This window comes from Pseudomonas atacamensis (assembly GCF_017167965.1).
Taxonomy (GTDB): domain Bacteria; phylum Pseudomonadota; class Gammaproteobacteria; order Pseudomonadales; family Pseudomonadaceae; genus Aquipseudomonas; species Aquipseudomonas atacamensis.
Genome location: NZ_CP070503.1, coordinates 1,625,917 through 1,641,683, shown reverse-complemented (window position 1 = coordinate 1,641,683; position 15,767 = coordinate 1,625,917). Strand labels below are relative to the sequence as shown.

7 protein-coding genes are annotated in these 15,767 nt (G+C 61.3%); 1 reads left to right on the top strand and 6 read right to left on the bottom strand.

What is annotated here, in order from left to right:
* Positions 1 to 23: 23 nt before the first annotated feature.
* From astB to JWU58_RS07495, 5 genes are all read right to left on the bottom strand, one after another.
* Positions 24 to 1,370, bottom strand: coding sequence for an N-succinylarginine dihydrolase (gene astB, locus JWU58_RS07515; protein WP_071173304.1), 1,347 nt, complete (start codon positions 1,368 to 1,370; stop codon positions 24 to 26).
* A gap of 138 nt (positions 1,371 to 1,508) precedes the next feature.
* Positions 1,509 to 2,978 carry a succinylglutamate-semialdehyde dehydrogenase gene (astD, locus tag JWU58_RS07510; RefSeq protein WP_178372425.1) on the bottom strand — a complete coding sequence of 490 codons (1,470 nt, stop codon included), beginning with the start codon at positions 2,976 to 2,978 and terminating at the stop codon, positions 1,509 to 1,511.
* Complete coding sequence (gene astA / locus JWU58_RS07505; RefSeq protein ID WP_024014014.1) at positions 2,975 to 4,000, bottom strand: arginine N-succinyltransferase; 1,026 nt, start codon at positions 3,998 to 4,000, stop codon at positions 2,975 to 2,977. Before astA ends, astD begins: the two co-directional genes overlap by 4 nt.
* A gap of 51 nt (positions 4,001 to 4,051) precedes the next feature.
* On the bottom strand, positions 4,052 to 5,071 hold the full coding sequence (gene aruF, locus JWU58_RS07500) for an arginine/ornithine succinyltransferase subunit alpha (protein ID WP_016773587.1): 1,020 nt from the start codon (positions 5,069 to 5,071) through the stop codon (positions 4,052 to 4,054).
* A 246-nt stretch (positions 5,072 to 5,317) separates the two neighbouring features.
* Entirely contained in the window at positions 5,318 to 6,538 is a 1,221-nt protein-coding gene (locus JWU58_RS07495) for an aspartate aminotransferase family protein (protein WP_122602132.1), read from the bottom strand.
* A gap of 304 nt (positions 6,539 to 6,842) precedes the next feature.
* On the opposite strand from JWU58_RS07495, the gene JWU58_RS07490 reads away from it, so the two are divergent.
* Positions 6,843 to 14,606 (top strand): dermonecrotic toxin domain-containing protein, encoded by a 7,764-nt coding sequence (locus tag JWU58_RS07490; RefSeq protein ID WP_206421706.1) that lies wholly within the window; start codon positions 6,843 to 6,845, stop codon positions 14,604 to 14,606.
* A gap of 13 nt (positions 14,607 to 14,619) precedes the next feature.
* On the opposite strand, the gene argR is transcribed toward JWU58_RS07490, so the two are convergent.
* Positions 14,620 to 15,600, bottom strand: a complete 981-nt coding sequence (gene argR / locus JWU58_RS07485; protein WP_024014018.1) for a transcriptional regulator ArgR — start codon at positions 15,598 to 15,600, stop codon at positions 14,620 to 14,622.
* Positions 15,601 to 15,767: the final 167 nt, after the last annotated feature.

Below are 15,767 nucleotides of genomic sequence, written 5' to 3'. Positions count from 1 at the left end.
GCGTTCAGGCAGCGCGCCGGCGATCAATTGATCTGGAAGGGATAAACCGCGCCCAGTTTAAGGATTTGCGTCAGTTCATCCAGTGCCGTCCGGCATTCAAGCAGCAACTGCGGGTCCGCCAGATCGGTTTCGCTCAGGCGGTCGCGGTAGTGCTTTTCAACCCATGCGGTCAACGAACCGTATAACGGGGCCGTCATGATAACGCCTGGGTTGACCGCCGCCAGTTCGGTTTCATTCAGCGCCACACGCAGACGCAGACACGCCGGGCCACCGCCGTTCTGCATGCTTTGCTTGAGATCGAAGACCTTCACTTCGCGGATCAGCCCGCCGGAACTGGTCAGGCTTTGCAGATAAGCCCAGACGCGTTCGTTGGCCTGGCATTCCTGCGGCACGATCAGCAGCATCGAGCCATCGGCACGCGAGAGCAACTGGCTGTTGAACAGGTAGGAACGCACCGCGTCATCCACAGTGACCGCCGAACGCGGCACGCAAACAGACTGGAAGTTACCGCCGACCTTGGCCAGTTTGCCTTGCAGCTCGGCAAGCATCTTGTCGGTCTCGAGGAACGCGTCCTCGTGATAGAACAGCACTTCACCATTGCCCACGGCGATCACGTCGTTGTGGAACACGCCCTGATCGATGACGTTGGGATTCTGCTGCGCGTAGACCACGCCTTCGTCACGCAGACCGTGCAGACGCGCGACGGCTTGCGAGGCTTCGAGGGTCTGGCGTGCAGGGTATTTCTGCGGCGCCGGGAAACGGTTGTCGAACGCACTGCGGCCGAACACGAAAAACTCGACGCCCGCCTCGCCGTACTCACGGCAGAAACGCGTGTGGTTGGCCGCGCCTTCGTCGCCGAACTGCGCCACTGCCGGCAAAGCGGCGTGATGGGCGAAGTGCTGTTGATTGGCGAACATCGCGCCGAGCACGCGGCTGGTGGTCGGGTGTTCGATGCTGCGGTGGTATTTGCAATTGAGGTTGGCGGCGGTGAAGTGCACGCGGCCGTCAGCGGTGTCGGCACTCGGGCTGACCGTGGCGGCGTTGGCCACCCACATGCTCGACGCCGAGCAACTGGCGACCAGCAGCGGCATCGCTTCCTTGGCGGCGCGCTCGATCACCTGCGCGTCAGTGCCACTGAAGCCCAGACGACGCAGCGCGGCCACGTCGGGACGCTCCTGCGGGGCCAGCACGCCTTGCTGAAAGCCCATGTCCATCAGCGCTTTCATCTTCGCCAGACCTTGCAGCGCCGCTTCCTTCGGATTCGAGGATTGCTGACTGTTGCTCTGCGAGGCGACGTTGCCGTAGGACAGACCACCGTAGTTATGGGTCGGCCCCACTAGACCGTCAAAATTGACTTCATAGGATTTCATCAGCGAGGCTCCACGAGAATCTGTTGTTATAGGCTTCAGTAACTATTCTTTAAGACCGAGGTGCGGCCTTCGCGAGCAGGCTCGCTCCCACACTGGAATGCATTTCCCTGTGGGAGCGAGCCTGCTCGCGAATGGGCGCTACGCCATTTTCACGCCGGGTGTCAGGGCAGCAGGCAGCACCAGGCTCGGGGTTTCCAGCGACGCCACCGGGTATGCGCAGTAATCCGCTGCGTAGTAGGCGCTGGCGCGGTGGTTGCCCGAGGCGCCGACACCGCCGAATGGCGCGCTGCTCGCGGCGCCGGTCAGCTGTTTGTTCCAGTTGACGATGCCGGCGCGGCTTTCCAGCCAGAACTGCTGGTAACGCGCTTCGGAATCGGAGAGCAAACCGGCGGCCAGTCCATAAGCGGTGTTGTTGGCTTCACTGATCGCCGCGCCGAAATCGGCATAGCGGATCACTTGCAGCAACGGCCCGAACAGTTCTTCGTCCGGACGTTCGGCCACGGCCGTCACATCGACGATGCCCGGGGTCAGCAAAGCCGACTGCGCTTGTGGCTGAGTCATTTCCAGCAGCGCCACCGCGCCGTTGGCCAGCAGTTGTTCCTGCGCATCCATCAGCGCTTTGGCTGCGCCGAGGGAAATCACCGAGCCCATGAACGGTGCCGGTTGCTGATCGAAGGCACCGACTTCAATGGTCGAACTGACTTCCACCAGACGCTTGAGCAGGCTGTCGCCCCACGCGCCTTGCGGCACCAGCAGACGGCGGGCGCAGGTGCAGCGCTGGCCGGCGGAAATGAATGCCGACTGAATGATCGTGTACACCGCCGCGTCCAGATCAGCGACCTGATCGACCACCAGCGGGTTGTTGCCGCCCATCTCCAGCGCAAGGATCTTGTCCGGACGCCCGGCGAATTGCTGATGCAGGTGATTGCCGGTGCGGCTCGAACCGGTGAAGAACAGACCGTCGATACCCGGGTTCGCCGCCAGAGCGATACCGGTTTCCCGCGCGCCTTGCAGCAGGTTCAACACGCCTGCCGGCAAACCGGCTTCGATCCAGCACTTGACCGTCAGCTCGGCGACTTTCGGCGTCAGTTCGCTGGGCTTGAACAGCACGCTGTTACCGGCCAGCAGCGCCGGGACGATATGACCGTTAGGCAGGTGACCCGGGAAGTTGTAAGGACCAAACACCGCAACCACGCCGTGGGGCTTGTGGCGCAATACGGCGGTGGCGTCGCCCAATGGGCCACTCTTCTCGCCGGTGCGCTCGCGGTAGCTCTGCACCGAAATCGCGATCTTGTTGACCATGCTGGTGACTTCAGTCGCAGCTTCCCACAAGGGTTTGCCGGTTTCCTCGCCGATGGTGCGAGCCAGTTCGTCAGCGTGGTTTTTCAACGCAGCAGCAAAAGCTTCGAGGACGCTGATGCGCTCTTCGAGGGTGCGACGTGCCCACTGAGGAAACGCCTGGCGAGCAGCCTGAACCGCCGATTCGACCTGCGCGGCAGTCGCGCCCTCGCCCGCCCACAGCACTTGCTGGGTCACCGGATTCAAAGATTGAAAGGCTTCGCCCTGACCGGCCAGCCACTCACCTGCGATGTATAGCGAATTCATTATTTCGACTCCCGTGCAGCGGACAGCGCCACGGCGCGAACCTGATCGCCGGCGCTGAGTTGAAGACGTTTCGCGGTCTGCGGATCGACCACCAGGGTGCCCGCAGCCAGGCGCGCTGGGGCAGCCGTGATGCGGCAATCCTCGCGTTTGCGGTTGTGGATGATGAACGGCGTGGCGTCATCGCCCGGCGTGCCGACGGCCAGCACCAGCGCTTCGCTGTCACGCACCGCGCGGATCTTGCTGGTTTCGCATTCGATGGCCGGGCCGGCGTCGAAGATGTCGACGTAACCCTGGTAGCTGAAGCCTTCGCTCTTGAGCATGGCCAACGCCGGCTCGGTGTCCGGGTGCACCTGGCCGATGACGTTGCGCGCGTCCGGCGAGAGGAAACAGGTGTACAGCGGGAATTTCGGCATCAGTTCGGCGATGAATGCCTTGTTGCCGACGCCGGTCAGGTAATCGGCCTGGCTGAATTCCATCTTGAAGAAATGGCGGCCGAGGCTTTCCCAGAACGGCGAGCGCCCGGCGTCATCGGACACGCCACGCATTTCGGCGATGATCTTGTTACCGAACAGCTCCGGGAACTCAGCGATGAACAGCATGCGCGCCTTGGACAGCATCCGGCCGTTGAGGCCGTTGCGGTAATCGGCGTGCAGGAACAGCGAGCACAACTCGGAATTGCCGGTCAGGTCGTTGGCCAGAAACAGCGTTGGGATTTCGCGGTAGATGTTCAGCTCTTGCGAAGCGCTGACCGTCAGACCGACGCGGAAGTTGTACCAGGGCTCACGCAGGCCGACCGCACCGGCGATGGCGGAAATCCCCACCACGCGGCCGTCATCGTCTTCGAGCACGAACAGATAGTCGGCATCGCCACGCCCGGCTTCGCCGCGAAAGGTCTTCTCGGCCCAGCCGACCCGGTGGGTCAGGCGCTCTTCGTTGGCCGGCAAGGTAGTCAGGCCGGTGCCGGTGCTGCGGGCCAGGTCGATCAGCGCGGATAAATCGCTGCTGCGTACGGGACGAACAATCATGCTATCTCCTCAAACGGGCCGCTCGCGCCACCCGTGAAACTCGCTAAGGCGTTAAACCGCCACCAGGCGCACGCTGGCACCTTCACCGACGCCCAGGGCTTCGGCTGCTTCCATATCCAGCGTCACTGGTTTGCCCGGCGCGTAATCCAGCTCCAGCAACACCGCGCGGTAATCCTGCAACTGTGCGTTGGCCACCAGGTACTGACGCCCGGCGCCTTTGACCGGCTCGCCGATCTTCACCGGCACCACGCGGCTCTGGGCGATCGAACGGATCCCGGAAACCCGCGCATGCAGGGTCGGGCCGCCGTCGAAGATGTCGATGTAGTGATCGGTCTCGAAGCCTTCGCGCATCAGGATGTCGAAGGTGATCTGCGCCCGTGGGTGCACCTGGCCCATCGCCTCTTGGGCGGAATCCGGCAGCAGCGGCACGTAGATCGGGTAATGCGGCATCAGCTCGGCGAGGAAGGTGCGGCTTTTCAGCCCGCACAGGCGCTCCGCTTCGGCGTAGTTGAGGTCAAAGAAGTTGCGCCCGATCGCATCCCAGAACGGCGAGTCGCCATTCTCGTCGCTGTAACCGACGATCTCGGTCACCACCGAATCGGCAAAACGCTCCGGGTGGCTGGCGACGAACAGCAGACGGCCACGGGAATTGAGCTCGGCCCATGGCGATCCGACCAGCTCGCGCTGCACATAGAAACTGGTCAGCAGGCTGTTGCCGGTCAGGTCGTGGCACTGCGAGAGCACGTGGATCTTGTTGTGGATCTTCAGCTCGCGGGAGGCGTGGACGAAAGTCTCGTTGCGGAAGCTGTAGAACGGCTCCGAATAACCGGCGGAAGCGACGATGGCCGAACAGCCGACCAGTTTGCCGGTAGTGGAATCTTCAAGAACGAAGAAGTAGCTCTCTTCACCGTTGAAGCTCACTTCGGCGGCAAACGAAGCTTCGCTCGCGGCGATCTTGTCGCTCAGACGTTCCACGTCATCCGGCAAGGAAGTGACACCAATCGGGCTGTCCGCAGCCAGACGCTGTACCTCGCCCAGATCAGCCATTTGCGCGGGGCGCATCACCAGCATGGTGTCACTCCTTTCTCTTCAATATTCACAGAAAAAACCGGGCCCACATAAAGATCGATGCAGGAATGGGACTTGTGGCGAGGGGATTTATCCCCGCTGGGGGGCGAAGCACCCCCAAAAATCTGGGGCCGCTGCGCAGCCCATCGGGGATAAATCCCCTCACCACAGGTTCAATCCAACAGGTGAATGTGCCCGGTATCAAAAATTGGTTCGGCGCCGGAAAAACTCCAGGCGCCGAAAGGTCCATCAGGCTTGCGTCAACTTCGCCGCAGCACGTTCGAAGCGGTCGAGACCGGCGTCGATATCGGCGTCTTCCACCACCAGGCTCGGGGCGAAACGGATCACGTCCGGGCCAGCCTGGAGAATCATCAGGCCTTCCTGCTCAGCGGCGTTGAAGATGTCCTTGGCCTTGCCTTTCCAGGCGTCGCTCAGCACGCAGCCGATCAGCAGACCGAGACCACGCACCTGAGTGAACAGGCCGTATTTCTCGCCGATCTGTTGCAGGCGGGTCTTGAACTTGTCGTGCTTGGCGTTCACGCCGTTCAACACTTCAGGGGTGTTGACCACGTCGATCACCGCTTCGGCAACGGCGCAGGCCAGCGGGTTGCCGCCGTAAGTGGTGCCGTGGGTGCCGACGACCAGATGTTTGGCCAGCGCTTCGGTGGTCATCATTGCCGCGATCGGGAAACCGCCGCCCAGGCTCTTGGCGCTGGTGAGGATGTCGGGGGTCACGCCGTAATGCTGGTAGGCGAACAGCTTGCCGCTGCGGCCCATGCCGGTCTGCACTTCGTCGAACACCAGCAGGGCGTTGTTCGCGTCGCACAGTTCGCGGGCACCTTGCAGGTAAGCCAGCTCGGCCGGCAGTACGCCGCCCTCGCCCTGGATCGGCTCGAGCACGACCGCGCAGGTCTTCTCGGACACCGCGGCCTTCAGTGCGGCCAGATCGTTGTAGGGAACGTGGGTGATGCCAGTGATTTTCGGGCCGAAACCGTCGGAGTACTTCGACTGGCCACCGACGTTGACGGTGAACAGGGTACGGCCGTGGAAGCTGTTCAGCGCGGCGATGATTTCGTATTTCTCGGTGCCGAAACGGTCGAATGCGACGCGACGGGCCAGCTTGAACGCGGCCTCGTTGGCTTCGGCGCCGGAGTTGCAGAAGAACACGCGCTCGGCAAACGTGGCGTCGATCAGCTTGTGCGCCAGACGCAGGGCCGGTTCGTTGGTGAACACGTTGGACACGTGCCACAGCTTGTTCGCCTGTTCGGTCAAGGCACCGACCAGCGCCGGATGCGCGTGGCCCAGGACGTTGACGGCAATCCCGCCGGCGAAGTCGATCAGCTCGCGGCCGGCCTGATCCCAGACCCGGGAACCGGCGCCACGCACCGGAATGAAAGCGGCAGGCGCGTAGTTGGGAACCATTACCTGGTCGAAATCGGCGCGTTGTACCGCAGCGTGCTCAACGGACATCGGAGTCTCCTGAAGAGGAACACCCGCCTGGAACTGGCGAGCGATGAGGGGATTGTAAGGACAGTTGGGTGCCCGGCCTTGTCGCCAAGCGACAACTTCTTATAGCGCAAACCCCGGATTTTCCCGGGTTTACGGCAATGCGACATATAGCGTCGCAAAGGCGCAGTTTACCGGGCGCGGCCGATTTGCGGCAGGCCGCGCAGGATACCAAGTCAGCCCCCACGGCAGAGACATAAATATCTACCGCACGGGGGGCGCTTGCTGCTGATTTGCTGAGGGTTCCTCCCAACGCCAAGGAATGGCCATGCATTTGTCTGAAGCACCCCCATCGGCAATCCCGGATGACGCAACTGACGCGCACCATGCGGACGAGCATTATCAACCACTGAAAAACGCGATTCCCGCCTGGCTGGGCGACACTTCAGCCACTCGGCGAGAAGCATTGAAAAGCAGCCTCCCGCAACAGCCGGCCGCGCTCAAGAACGCGCCAGCCGAACAGCACGCGCTGATGAAAAGCCTTGGGGCGGCGCATATCAGCGCCCAGAGCCGGGTCGATAAAAGCCTGGAGCACTTGCAGGACGCTGCGGCCTTCGCCGAGCCCCTGCTCAAGGCCGAGCTGAAAAGCTGCTTCGATCTGGAACTGGATGTCAGAAACACCTACGTGCGCCTGTACATTCCCGCCACCACCCCGTGGTTTCCGATCCGCACCGGCGCCCGCGCCTGGTCCGTGTCACTGCTCGAGGCTGCGCTGCATAACTTCGAAGACAGGGAAACCGAAGACAACGCCTTCGAAGCCGAGTCGACATTCACCAGCGCCCCCTCGGCCACAGGGCAGTTTGAAACCCTGCCCGAGATCAAGGCGAAACTGAGCATTTCCGCTTTCACAAAACTGTGCCGTCGACTGGATATCGGCGCGAAATACAAAGCCAGTCTGGAAGACAATCTGGGCTATTCCGATCCGATGGTCGCGTCGGTCTTGCGCGGCAAGATCGACGCCAGCCAGAAGGCCGCGATGAACTCTGCCCTGCAATGGGCGCGGATGAACCGCGATGTCTCGGAAAACGCGTTACGCACGATCGAGGCCATGCTCGACGGCGTGAAAGGCCTGCATGTGCATGGCGCGCCGCTGCTGTGTCATGACATGACGATGCTTTGCGCACCGCTGACCGGCATCGTGGTATTCGCCCCGGACCTGTACATGACGCGCAATGCCGCGCGCGTCGTCGCCTACGTCCCGGATGACCCCGAACATCCGTTCAAGGAGTACGCCTCGCCGTTGGAAATGGTTGTGGAACTGACGCGCCAGTTGCGCTCCAGGGACTATCAGCAATTCTTCAGCCGCTTCGTCAACCACGACCAGCGCGGTTTCTTCTTCAGCACGCTCAACAGCCGGCTGAGTGAAATCCGCTGGCATCCGCACGAACCCGGCGACCCGCTGCCGGCGTGGCGCGAAGCCCCGGTGGAGCGGCCCGACCTGCAGACTGCGCTGACGCCGTTTTACGACGATGTCTGGCAACACCTGTACCAGGCAAAGCTGAACAAGATTTTCAATGACGCCCGAACCATTGCCGTACCGACTGCCCTGGTTGATCAAAGGGCGCGCTGGGCATTCTGGGATTCGCTGGTCAACATCCTCTCTTCCATCGCCCAGACCGCCGCGATGATCGTCGCGCCGTTCGTGCCGGTGCTCGGTGAAGCGATGATGGCGTACATGGCCTATCAGATGCTCGATGAAGTATTCGAAGGCATTGTCGAGTGGGCGCAGGGGCGCACGACCGAAGCGGTCGAACACTTGATGGGCACCGTGGAATCAATGATCCAGCTGGGCATGTTCGCCGTCGGCGGTGCGATTGGCGCGGCCGAGTTTCGCAAGGTATTGCCCAAGGAAATCGTGGCGTTCATCGACCGCTTCAAACCGGTACAACTGGCCAATGGTGACACCCGCTATTGGCAACCGGATCTCGAACGCTACAAACACCCGCAGAAGCCGAGTTCTGATTCGCAACCCGATGTACTGGGTCTGCATACCCATGAAGACAAGCGCCTGCTGCCCCTGGAGGACGCGCATTTTGCAGTCAGGGAAAGTCAGGTGCCGGGGCAGTACCGCATCGAACATCCGAGTCGCCCCGACGCATACCAGCCGGTGCTGCGCCACAACGGCGAAGGCGCCTGGCACACTGAACTCGAGCAACCGCTGGAATGGGATGGCGCAACCGCGCTGCGCCGTATCGGCCCTGCGGTCGAGAGCTTGTCCGCGAGCGAGCGCGAAACCGTCCTGCAGATCAGCGGAACCAGCGAAGACGCGTTGCGCAAAATGCATGTCGAGCAGGAAAAGGTCCCGCCGCTGCTGGCCGACAGCATTCAGCGCTTCAAGCTTGATCAGCAGTTGCAACGCTTCATCGACCAGCTCGACAGCGATGACGCCGAAGTTTTTCTGCGCGCCGACCCGGCCATGCAGCTGCAGGTGCTCAGCGAATACGGCCGCTGGCCAAGCGACAAATGCCTGCGTCTGCTCGATCGTCAAGGCGAGCAACTGTGGCAATCGTCTGCCGACACAACCCTGCCCGTGACCGAACTGCGCCAAGGCGAACTGATCGGTGGCGACGTGCTCAAAACCCTGCTCCAAACCCTCGACGAGACGCAGATCAAAGCCTTGCTGGACGAGCCCTTCGCCGGACCGACGCCGTCCATCGAGGTCCGCAGCCAGAACCTCCGCAAACAAGTGGCGGACCTCGCCAGACGCAACACAAGCGCGCTGTTCGAGTCGCGCTATCAAGCCCTCCAGCACCTCGACGACCCGCTGGCGGCACGACTCAAGACCCACCCTCCGCAATTGCCGGCCAGCATTACCCGCGAACTGCTCGATACCGCGACCGGCAGCGAACTGCTGCAGATCAGCGAAGGACAATTGCCCGCGCGCCAACAGGCGCTCATGCAGATGGCCAGTGACGAGGTGCGCGTTGCCCGCGCATATGAGGGCCTTGAGCTGGCCTCGGTGAGCAACCCCGACTCTGACTCTCTGGCGCTGCACAGCCTCAAACTGCTGCCGGGCTGGAGTGGTGATGTGCGCATCGAAATCCGTGATGGGCGCTACGGGGGCACATTACTGGACACCATCGGCCGTGACGATGCGCCTGCACACAAGGTGCTGGTTCGCCGCGACGATGGCCAATATCAACCTTATGACGATCGTGGGCAGCAACTGCACTCATTCACTGATTTCTATTCCAGCCTGTTGTACGCATTGCCCGACAGCGAGCGCCAGAGCCTGGACCTGCGCATCGGTCAGAGTCAGGCGCTGAAGGCGGCCATTCGTCAACGTACGCTCGAGCGCGACGAGTGGCGTCAGGTGATTGCCGATACGCCGTCCCGAGCGCCGACTGTCGACACCCTGCGCCTGCTGGGGACCGATGGTTACGCCCATGCTCCGCGTCCGCCGCGTCCCGCTGGCCAGCCGCACACCCTCGAAGAAGACATCCGCGTGCTCTATCCACGCATGTCGAATCATGAGATGCGCTTTCTCGCCGAAAGCATGCGCAGGAGTCCCGCAGGCCCGCGCGCAGAGATGCTTCGCTTGCAAAATGACTACTTGCAATTGCAGAACGAGCTGCATGTCTGGGCCAACAATCCGCCCGCTGTACACCCGGAAACCGGCACGGCGCTGACGTCGCTGGAGAAGCGCGCCGAACTCCAGAATCGCAGGCTGCTCAGGGAGCAATTGCTCAAAGCCTGGAGGCGGGAGCACGTCACGGGTATCAGTCAACAGGGCTTCGCCGCCGGATACGCCTTGCGCCTTACACCGGCGGTGATGGGCGACTTGCCGGTGTTGTCAGCGGACTTCAGCCATATCACCTCGCTCGCCATTGATGGCAGCCCGATGACCACATCTGTCGACAGCTTTCTGCAGTCCTTCAGTCAATTGCAGAATATTGATGCGCGCAACCTCAATCTGCCCAGCCTGCCGCAAGCACTGACTTCAATGCCCTCGCTGCGCGAACTGCGTTTACGCGATTGCCGAGTGAGCCTGACAACGGTCACAGAGTCGGTGCTGGCTTCCTTGCCACAACTTACCCTGCTCGATCTGCAAGGCAATGCGCTGGGCTTGCCGCCGGACCTGCACGCGATGCCTTCGTTGCGCTACGTCAATCTGTCGGACACCGGCATTCATACGGTGCCCGACGATCTGCTGGATCATCCGCGATTGATCTCGGCGCAATTCGATCGCAACCGCATCACGCGGATACCGGAAAAGTTCTTCAACCTGGCCAGCTCCCTCAGCGACGGTTACACCTTTGCAGACAACCCGTTGACCGCGGCCTCTCGCGAACGGGTCAAAGTGTTTTACGAGCACAACGGCAAGCACTTCGGGGTCCGGCCTGTGCAGGAGGATCTGCAGCGCACCATCGCCTTGTTCCCTTCCCTTGACACCGAAGGCGCGACACGGGTTTTGTACCGATTGCCCGGGCCATTGGCCGAGTGCGGAGCACAGTTGTCACGCTGGGAAAATGAGCTCGGCGTTCTGAATCTCGAACTCAGCCAATGGATCAACCAGGCCGCCGTGACTGCCGCCGAATCGGGAGAACGTCTGCCGCTCGAGACGCAGACCCGCGAACTGGATGCCAGGCGAGACTTTGCGCAACAGATCGAACAATTCTGGCGCAGCCCGCCCACGTACCCGCGCCTTGAAGAACTCAGGGCAACGGCGGCCTTCAGTGGCGATATGCCGATACTCAGCACCGGTCTGGAGCGCGTTACCCGGTTGAACCTCGTTGGCAACGCCAATATCACCGCCGCCCTGCGCTTCGTGGAGTGCTTGCCCAACCTTGCCAAGCTGAAAATGAGCGGCTTCGAACTGGAACCGCTGGCGCTTGGCGAAGCAAAACTGCCTCGGCTGACCGATCTGGAACTGAAGAATTGTGGCGTGGTCATGACCCCGGAAAACCAGGCTGCGCTGCTGTCACTCACCGCTCTGGACACGCTGGACCTGAGCAACAATCCGCTGGGAACGTTCCCCGACCTGAACCTGTTGCCGGAATTGTTCCATCTCGACCTGTCCAACTGCGGGTTGACCGTCGTTCCCGAAGGACTGAGCAGCCATCCGGGGTTACGAATCGCAGCCCTCTCGGGCAACCGCATCACGCAATTGCCGGAGGCGCTGTTCGACCTCCCCGCCGAGCGCAGTGACGGCATTGACCTTGCCGACAATCCGCTATCGGCAGCAACGCGCGATCAGATCAAAAACTACTTCCGCATCCATCGAAACGACTTTGACGTCCTGGCGCCCGAGCAGGATGTCAGCCTCGCCCGGCAGCTGTTTCCCGGTTTGAACAAGCAGGAGGCCAGCGAGATGATCTACGACTTGCCCGGCAATCTGGGCGACAGCCGCAAACAGCTCCTTGGCTGGAAAGCGGAGCAGCAACAGATGCGCGATGACCTGACCCGCTGGGCCTCGGCAGTTCCGTCCGCGCACCCGGTCACAGGCCAGGCCTTGAGCGTAAGCGAGCATCTGGCGCAACGATCCGCACGCTCGGACTTCAAGCAATTGCTGGAGGATTTCTGGAGCGAAAGATCGATGGGAAGCGGCAAGCGCAGCGCATTGTTTGCGGCAGACCTTAAGTTCCTCGGCGAAATGCCGCGCCTGAGTGTCAACTTCGATCACGTGACCAGCCTCAAGCTCACCGGCAACGTGACGACCGCCGGACTGGAGCCGTTCGCTGCCTTGTTCCCGAATCTTCAGACGCTGAAATTGAAAGCCTTCACGCTCTATGACATACCCTCATTCGTCGGCCGCCTGCAGTATCTCAAAGAGCTCAAACTGAATGACTGCGCGCTGACACTGTCACCTGCCGGGCAGCAACTACTCGGCACCCTGCCCGAGTTGCGGCTGCTCGATCTGAGCCACAACCCACTGTCAAACGCGCCCGATCTGACCACCCTGCCCAAGGTCACCAACTTTTTACTTGGCCATACCGATCTGACGAGCGCGCCGAAGGGCATCGCCGAGCATCCGCAGCTGCGAGAGCTCTCGCTTGCCAACAACCAGATTACCGAGCTGCCGGACGCTATCTTCAGCCTGAAGCCCGATAAGGCCGACGGCATCTATCTGAACGACAACCCTCTGTCGATAAATGCCCGCGAGCGCGTCAAGTTCTACTACGCGGCACACGGGCGCAACTTCCGGATCAAGCCGCCATCGGCTGACATTGCCATGGCGCAGAGACTGTTCCCGCGACTTGGGGAAAACGCTGCGATCAACATGATTTATCGCCTGCCCGGGACATTACAGACCGGCACGGCGCAACTGATCAGGTGGGAGGGCGAAATCGCCCGCATGATTGGCGATCTCAACGCATGGCGTGAGCGTCTGCCAGTCAACAATCCATCGACAGAACGGCCATGGACTGCGCAGGAAAAAGCCGCAGAACTCGCCGAGAGACAAAAATTCAGCGAAAGCCTCGAACAACTGTGGCGCGGCAGGCGCACCGACAATTCAGCACTACGGTTCAACACCTTCAATGCCAATGCGGCATTTACCGGTGAGTTACCGCAATTGGCCACCGACTTCAGTCACATCACCCATCTCAGTCTGCAGGGCAATCCGGCACTGAAGGTTTCCGACGGTTTTCTCACAAGCTTCAGCGGATTGCAGGGCCTGGAACTGCAGGATTTTTCCCTGGGCCAGATGCCTCAAGCGCTGCAAAGCCTGCCGTCGCTGGAAACGTTGATGCTGAGCAAGTGCCAGATCACACTGGATCCTGCCGGACAAGCGGTCTTGTCCACGCTGACCCGCTTGAAATCTCTGGACTTGTACAGCAATCCGCTGCAGGTCTCGCCGGATGTGTCGGCACTGCAGAACCTGACGTTCATCGATCTGACCAGCACCGGAATCGATAGCGTTCCTGCCGGGCTGGAACAGCTGCCGCAGCTGGAAGTTGCATTGCTGAGCGACAACAACATCATCGAAGTGCCGACCGAGCTGACGCGTTATTCCGGTCGCGGCATGGAACTGGGTGCCAACCCGTTGTCGGTTGCTTCCAGAGAACGTGTCAAAGCCGCTTTCCAGGCCAAAGCCGACAATTTCGGTGTCTGGGTCCAACAGGACGACATCGATCTGGCGCAAAGCCTTTACCCGTCGCTGTCCGGCTTCGATGCCAACGATCTGGTCTACAAGCTGGCGGGTACGCTGGCCGATGGACGTTTTGAGCTGATGCGCCGAAAAACCGGCCTCACCAGCCTGCTCGAACGCCTGGATAGCTGGGCAAACGAGATCCCCAACGATCCTGACACGCAGATGCCACTTGCGAACGACGCGGCAGCCAGGGAAACACGCAATCGCCAACATTTCAGGCGAGATCTGGAAACCGACCTGCGCCGGGCGCCCACGTTCATCATGGACCCAAGAGTTACCTGCGACATTTCGTTCACCGGCGAGCTGCCGGCGCTGGCCGCAAGCTTCGACCATATCGAAGAGTTGCGACTGACAAGCGGAGCGTCCGCCCCGCCCAGGGTGGATCGATTGTTGGCGCTTTTTCCCAAACTCAAAAGCATCACCATCCGCAAATATCCGTTGCGCGAGGTTCCCCCCAGAATCTTCGGAATGGACAGATTGCACAGCCTGTATCTGCCTGGCTGTGAAATCACGCTGACTGCGCAGACCGCAGAAGCCTTCAGAATGCTGAGAAACCTGAGATCCGTGGACCTGAGCGACAATCCGCTCAACATGGCTCCGGATCTGAGTCATTTCCCGCAGATGACCGATGTGCGTCTGGGCAATTGCGCCTTGAGCAAGGTGCCTGATGGACTGTTCGAACTGCCTCGATTGATGTACGCGGACTTGTCCGGGAACGCGATTACCGAGTTGCCGGTCGGGTTTCCTTTACAGCCCGGCGAGGTGCTGACCGAATATGCCTTCGGCGACAACCCGCTGACCGCAGAAAGCCAGCAGCGCCTGCAGCGTTATGAGGCGGCGTATCAACTGCGCCTGGCGGAGCGACAGGCGAGCAACGCCACCGTGTATCAGTCGTTTGAGGACTTCCATGATTTTTCCAGCAGCATCGACACCGATTGAACTCGGCCCGCGCTCAGCCACGCTCCGGCGGCACTGACGACAATTCGAACGGGCTGCTGCTGCGTCGCTGGTTGCGATCTTCCCGCGGCGTGGCCCCGAAGAAATTGCGATAGGCGCTGGAGAAGTGCGGCCCCGAGGAGAAGCCACAGGACAGGCCGATCTGGATGATCGACTTGCTGGTCTGCATCAACATCTGCCGGGCCTTGTTCAGGCGCAGTTCCAGGTAGTACTGGCTCGGCACGCGGTTGAGGTATTGCTTGAAGATGCGCTCCAACTGCCGACGGGATACGCACACATGCTGGGCGATTTCGTCGGTAGTCAGCGGCTCTTCGATGTTGGCTTCCATCAGCAACACCGCCTGGGTGAGCTTCGGATGGCTGGAGCCGAGGCGATTCTGCAACGGAATGCGCTGACGCTCACCGCCCTCGCGGATGCGCTCGACCACCAGTTCTTCCGACACCGCACCGGCCAGTTCCGCACCGTGATCGCGGGCCAGCACCGCCAGCAACAGGTCGAGCACCGACATGCCACCGCAGGCGGTCAGGCGGTCGCGGTCCCAGTCGAACAGATGGCTAGTGGCGATGACTTTCGGGAAGCGCTCAGCGAAATCGTCCTGCCAGCGCCAGTGCACGGCGGCGCGATAACCGTCGAGCAAACCGAGCTGGGCCAGCGGATAGACACCGGCCGACAGACCACCGATCACGCAACCGGCACGCACCAGTTGCTTGAGCGCACTGCTCAGCGCCGGCGCCAGGGTGGTCGGCGGCTCGTCAGCGAGCAGGAACAGTTTCTGGAAATTCTCAAGCTTGCCGGCCCAGGGTTCGCCGGGCAATTGCCAGGCCCCTTCGCTCTGCGGCTCGGCCTGCAAGAACGACAGTTCGTAAACCACGTCCGGGTGCACCCGCTGCGCAACACGCAAGGCCTCCTCCGCCAGCGCCAGCGTCAACGCTTTAGTGCTGGGCCAAATCAGGAAACCAATTCGATGGGCAGTCATGGGCGGGCAATCCGAAACGAACAACGGTGATGAAGGCATGGGCCAATGCTAGCCCGGAAATGAACACAAATCCTGAAACCGGTGAAGATCAGAATGTGGGAGCGAGCCTGCTCGCGAAGGCGGTGTACCAGTCAACATAATTGCTGGCTGTTCTACCGCTTTCGCGA